The organism is Mannheimia cairinae, from assembly GCF_028649535.1.
Lineage (GTDB): Bacteria > Pseudomonadota > Gammaproteobacteria > Enterobacterales > Pasteurellaceae > Mannheimia > Mannheimia cairinae.
Genome location: NZ_JAQSJE010000012.1, coordinates 24752 through 31032, shown reverse-complemented (window position 1 = coordinate 31032; position 6281 = coordinate 24752). Strand labels below are relative to the sequence as shown.

Sequence of the window (6281 nt, the reverse complement as noted above, 5' to 3'; positions counted from 1 at the left end):
AAAAATATGACCGCTTGTAATGCTCAAAAACCGTCAATTTGGCAACAGATTTTCACGAAAAATATGTTGCTTTGTTTATACACCGGTTTTGCTTCCGGTTTGCCGCTATTTGTGCTGATTCAATTAATGCCGGCCTGGCTGACCTCCGCTCAATTAGATATTAAAACCATTGCTTTCTTTACCCTAACCTCTTTACCTTATACTTGGAAGTTTCTTTGGGCAGCCTTGTTAGACCGATATTTCCCCGCCTTTTTAGGCAGACGCCGTAGTTGGATTTTTATCTCACAAATTTTAATGTTCGTGATTTTAGCAAGTTTCGGCTTATTTGATCCGGTAAAAGATATTTCAACAGTGGCAACGCTTTCGGTATTACTCGCCTTTCTTTCTGCCACGCAAGATATTGTTATTGACGCGTTTCGCCGTGAAATTTTAACTGATAGCGAATTAGGCTTAGGCAATTCATTGCACGTTAATGCTTACCGTGTAGCAGGCCTAATTCCAGGTGGGTTATCACTCTTTTTAGCCGATCACTATGAATGGCATACGGTATTTTTCATTACCGCCAGCTTTTTATTGCCTTGTATTTTAGTTACTTTATTTGCGAAAGAGCCTAATAGTACGCAGGTCGATCGATCTAAACCTTTCTATATGGCATTTGTTGATCCTTTCAAAGAGTTTTTCACTCGTAAAGGGGTTGCCGGTGCCATTGGCTTAATTTTATTTATTTTCTTCTATAAATTAGGTGATTCACTCGCTACCACACTACAAACTAAATTTATTTTAGATATGGGGTTTACCAAATCACATATTGCCGGCATTGTAAAAATGACTTCCCTTTGGTGTAGCATTGGGGGCGGAATTTTAGGCGGTGTGATGATGCTAAGACTTGGGGTAAACCGTGCTTTATGGGTATTCGGTTTGGTGCAGTTAATCACTATTCTAGGCTTTGCTTATTTAGCCAGTTTCGGGCATTTCCCAACCGAAACCATTGGGGCGGCTGAACTATGGAAATTAGGGCTGGTAATGGCAGGCGAATATCTCGGAGTCGGGCTTGGCACTGCCGCCTTTGTTGCCTTTATGGCTCGTGAAACCAACCCTTCTTACACTGCAATGCAATTAGCCATTTTCACTAGCCTTGCAGCTCTGCCAAGTAAAATGCTTGGGGCTTATACTGGGCATTTGGTCGAAATGATGGGCTATTATCAATTCTTTTGGTTATGCTTTTTTATTGGTATTCCTGGGTTACTGATGTTATTTAAAGTCGCCCCTTGGAATCAAAGCGAATAATCAGAACCTTCTTTTTATAACATTTTGTTATAAACAATAGCAAAAGACTTACCGCATTTTTCTAGAAATGCGGTAATTTAATGCTTTTAAACTTAAACGGAAGATCTTATGTCAATTACTATTTTAGACGGCGGTATGAGCCGTGAATTAATGCGTCGCAACGCTCCGTTCCATCAACCGGAATGGTCGGCAGCGGCACTTTATGAAGGCCCACATTTTGTACAAGCAGTACACGAAGACTTTATTGCCCACGGTGCAGAAGTTATCACGACCGATAGCTATGCGGTTGTACCTTTTCACATTGGCGATAAACGTTTCCAAGCTGATGGAAAAATGCTGGCAGATTTAGCAGGTCGTTTAGCTAAAAGTGCAGTTAAAAATAGTGGTGTTTCCACCACACAAATTGCAGGTTCATTACCGCCAATGTTTGGTTCTTACCGTGCCGATCTTATTCAGCCGAATCGTTTTGCCGATATTGCTCAACCGCTAATAGACGGTTTATCGCCTTATGTGGATTTATGGCTTTGCGAAACACAAAGTGCCATTATTGAGCCCGTTTCTATCAAACCTTTATTACCTAAAGATAACCGCCCACTCTGGGTTTCCTTTACATTAACCGATGATGAACCGACTGCTGAGCCACAATTACGTTCTGGCGAAACGGTAAAAGAAACGGTGGAAAAAATGGTAGAACTGGGTGTGCAAGCCATTCTGTTTAACTGTTGCCAGCCAGAGGTAATTGGGGAAGCCTTAACCGTAACTCAACAAACCTTAAAAGCCTTAAATGCCACGAATATTCAAACTGGTGCCTATGCCAATGCTTTTGCTCCACAACCCAAAGATGCAACCGCAAATGACGGTTTAGATGAAGTACGAAAAGATCTCGACCCACAATCCTATCTCACTTGGGCAAGAAAATGGACGGAACAAGGGGCAACCATTATCGGTGGTTGTTGCGGAATCGGGGTGGAATATATCGAAACCTTAGCTAAAAATTTAAAATAACTCTAAATAGGAAACACAATGTCAAACAAAAAAATTGGATTACTCTCTCTTACCGCATTGGTATTAAGCTCAATGATTGGCTCGGGTATTTTCAGCCTACCGCAAAATATGGCAGAAGTTGCCGGAGCTGAAGCTATCACTATCGGTTGGCTAATTACCGGTGTAGGTATTATCTTCTTAGGTCTCTCTTTCTTCTTTATTTCTCGCCTTCGCCCTGAACTAGACGGTGGTATTTACACCTACGCACGAGAAGGTTTTGGCGAACTAATGGGCTTTATGTCCGCTTGGGGATATTGGCTTTGTGCCACTATCGGTATTGTGGGTTACTTAACTGTTGCCTTTGAAGGTTTAGGTGTGTTTACTGATAGTGAAAGCACCGTGATTTTCGGACAAGGCAATACCCTTGCTGCCTTTATCGGTTCTTCTATTATTGTTTGGTTAGTACACGCCTTGATTGCAGGCGGTATTAAAGAAGCTGCCTTTGTTAATTTAATTGCCACTTTTGTGAAAGTTGCCCCACTTATTCTCTTTATTTTACTAGGTATCTGGTTCTTTGATATCGATGTGTTTAATTCAGATGTAAAAGCGACTTCATTAAATAACAGTATCAGCGACCAAGTCAAAAGTACAATGCTAATCACCCTTTGGGTATTTACTGGTGTGGAAGGAGCTTCTGTTCTCTCTGCTCACGCTAAAAAACGTTCTGATGTCGGTTTGGCAACAGTATTAGGTATTTTAATCGCCCTTGCTTTATATGTAGCAATCACCATTTTAGCTCTAGGGATTTTACCACGTGAAACTATTGCCGCTATGCCAAATCCATCAATGGGGCCATTACTCGATGCAATGATGGGACCAACAGGCAAAGTGATTATTACTGCCTGCTTAATTGTTTCCGTATTGGCATCTTACATCAGCTGGACAATGTACTCTGCCGAAATCCCATACCGTGGTTCAAAAAACGGAGCATTTCCGAAAATTTTAGACAAGCTAAACGATAACGATACGCCAATCAACTCGCTTTGGTTTACCGGCTTTGTGGTGCAATTCTGCTTGGTTTTAGTCTTTGTTTTCGAGCAAAGTTATAACACGTTGTTGTTGATCTCAACCTCGATGATTTTAATTCCTTATTTCTTGGTTGGTGCTTACCTATTCAAATTAGCCATTCAAACAAATGCGGCTTGGTATATCAAGCTAACTGGCTTTATGGCGGCAGCTTATGGCTTATGGATTGTTTATGCGGCAGGCTTACAGTATTTACTGCTTTCAGTCGTATTATACGTACCTGGGATTTTATTATTCCTCTACTCAAACTATAAATTTAACGGCAGGTTAAAACTTGGCAAGGTTGAAAAAATTATCTTAGCCATTCTGCTAGCCATTTTCTGCTATGCGGTAGTAGAACTGCCTGCATTATTGGCAGAATAATCACTAAAACAGCTATTAACTAATAAGAAGCCAGATCCTTTGATCTGGCTTTTTTTATTCCTACTACCCTATTTTTATAAAAAACAAATTGAAATCGCAGATTAAAAAATAATCAATTTGAATTAAAGCGGTTCAATTTTCATAAAAATTTACAAATTTTAGAAAAAATTCAACCGCTTAGTAACAGTTTGATTTGTTTAGTAATTTAGTCAATTATTCCTAATTACATATTAATTACGCCTAAAAACATTACGCAAATGATATTGACTTGCATTTATAATTTACATATATTTACGGAACTTTTGCTAAAAAGTGTTTTTTCATTTCATTCTTAAATAAATATAGGGTCATTATCAAATGACATTCACAAAATCAAAACTTGCGGTCGCAGTGCTAGTAGCAACAAGCTCACTAGCTTATGCTAATGAAGAAGTTGCACAACTTGGTGTAATTGATGTAGTTGCTGAAAATGCAGGTGCAAAAAATAAAACAAATGTGGTTACACTTGCTGATAAAGATAAACGTACAGAAACCGACTTACGCGGTTTGCTAAAAGAAGAACCGTCAATTAATTTTGGTGGTGGTAACGGTACATCACAATGGCTAACTATTCGTGGAATGGGGCAAGATCAGGTTGATTTACGTATTGATGGAGCGAGCTCAGATACTCAGGTATTCCACCATCAGGGTCGTTTTATGTTTGATCCAAGTATTGTGAAAATTGTAAGCGTGCAAAAAGGTGCAGGCTCTGCAAGTGCTGGTATTGGTGCAACAAGTGGCTCTATTGTGGCAAAAACGCTTGATGCTAAAGATTTATTAAAAGATGGAAGACAATTCGGCTTTAAAGTAAATGCTGGATACAGTTCTAATGAAGGACATTCTAAAGGCGCAACAGCTTTTGGAAAAGCACAAAACGTAGATTTCTTAACATCTCTTCACTTCACTAATGAAGAGAATTTCAAAGCTGGTAAAGGTTACCAAGCAACTGATGGTTCAAACGTTGTAAAAAATTCAGCTTTAGGGCAACGTGCTTTATTAGCTAAACTAGGGTTTGATATTAATGATGACCACCGTGTGGTAGTTAGCCATCGTCAAGAACGTAACTACGGTGAACGTGCATTACGTGAAGAGTTTGATTTTTCACAAAGTTGGACTGTAGTCAATAATCCCGGACAAAGACAAAGCTGGATAGCACAAGGATATAGTTTTAATAAGATTGGAAATGACTATTATTTAGTAGATCAAAATGGAGATTTAGTTTCTTATACAGATAATAACTCCCCCTCTTATCGTGTAACAACTACAGATACGACTAACCTAGAATATACTGGAAAAAATATCGGCTTTATTAATAACATTGATGCTAATGTATATCGAACTTTAGTTAATCGTGAAACAACAAGCGATAATTCTCGCACACGCGTTATTACAAATGGTGCAAACTTAAACCTAGATACTTATATTGGAGAAAGCCATGCAATCAAATACGGGGTTAACTGGCGTAACCAAGAAGGCAGACCTAATACTCTTCTTAGTGGTTTAAACTATCAGAAAAAAGATGAGTTAGGTGCTTATGTTGAAGGTATCTGGGGCATAAAGAATTTCACATTAACTACTGGATTACGATATGACCATTTTGATTTTAAAGCAATGGATGGTAAAAAAATCAGTAGCGATAACTTTAACCCTAGCCTTGGCTTAATCTATGAAGTAACTAACGACTTCAGCTTAAATGCAAACTGGAACTACGCAACTCGTAGCCCACGTTTATATGAGCCAATGATCGCAGGTGGTGAAGGACGTCGTGGACGCAGTATTATCAGCGTATCTAAAGATTTAAAAGCAGAAAAAGCACGTGATGTAGAAGTTGGTTTTAACTATAACCTAAATGATATGCTTGCTATAAACGGTAGTTATTTCTGGAAGAAAATCAAAGATGTTCACGCTTTAACTGATGCCGATGCAACTGGCTATCGTGAAATCTACAATGGTGGTGTATTAAATAATAAAGGTTATGAGCTTGGCGCAACATTCAGATATGCGGGTTTTACTGCTAGAGCAGGTGTTGCAGATAGCAAACCTGAATTAGAAGGCTCAGCACTTGATATTAACACTCTTGCAGTATTAATTGGACGTACTTGGACAGCAAGCCTTGCATACCAATTTGAAAATCCAAATATTGAACTTGGCTGGAGAGGTCGTTTTGTTGAAAGTGAAAAAGGTACTCCTAGCCGTGGTTCTAGCAATTCTGAGTCAGAAATTAACCGCCCTGGATATGGTGTAAATGATTTATTTGCAACTTGGAAGCCAACTAAAGACTTAAATGTTAATTTTGCAGTGAATAATGTATTTAATAAATACTATAAGAGCCATAGCCAACGTACTGGTGCTAACTCATTACCAGGTGTAGGTCGTGACTTCCGTGTAAATGTAAACTACACATTCTAATTTGCAAAAATTAGGCTAAATTTAACCGCTTGTAATTTGGTTTTACAAGCGGTTTTATTTCATAAAAAATTTGCAATTTTAGGCAGTAATCGGTAAGGTTACTGCCTAAGTGA

4 protein-coding genes are annotated in these 6281 nt (G+C 38.8%); all 4 read left to right on the top strand.

Annotation, left to right across the window (positions count from 1 at the left end; translation table 11 throughout):
* Nucleotides 1-6: 6 nt before the first annotated feature.
* The 4 genes from PTQ27_RS11450 (at nucleotide 7) to PTQ27_RS11435 (ending at nucleotide 6168) form a co-directional block, all read left to right on the top strand.
* The gene (locus PTQ27_RS11450) at nucleotides 7-1287 is read left to right on the top strand and encodes an AmpG family muropeptide MFS transporter (RefSeq protein ID WP_273748253.1); all 1281 of its coding nucleotides are present in this window, start codon (nucleotides 7-9) and stop codon (nucleotides 1285-1287) included.
* A gap of 108 nt (nucleotides 1288-1395) precedes the next feature.
* Entirely contained in the window at nucleotides 1396-2292 is an 897-nt protein-coding gene (locus PTQ27_RS11445) for a homocysteine S-methyltransferase family protein (RefSeq protein ID WP_273748221.1), read from the top strand.
* Between the two features lie 18 nt (nucleotides 2293-2310).
* Nucleotides 2311-3720 (top strand): basic amino acid/polyamine antiporter, encoded by a 1410-nt coding sequence (locus PTQ27_RS11440; protein WP_273748222.1) that lies wholly within the window; start codon nucleotides 2311-2313, stop codon nucleotides 3718-3720.
* Between the two features lie 357 nt (nucleotides 3721-4077).
* Entirely contained in the window at nucleotides 4078-6168 is a 2091-nt protein-coding gene (locus PTQ27_RS11435; RefSeq protein ID WP_273748223.1) for a TonB-dependent siderophore receptor, read from the top strand.
* Nucleotides 6169-6281 lie beyond the last annotated feature (113 nt).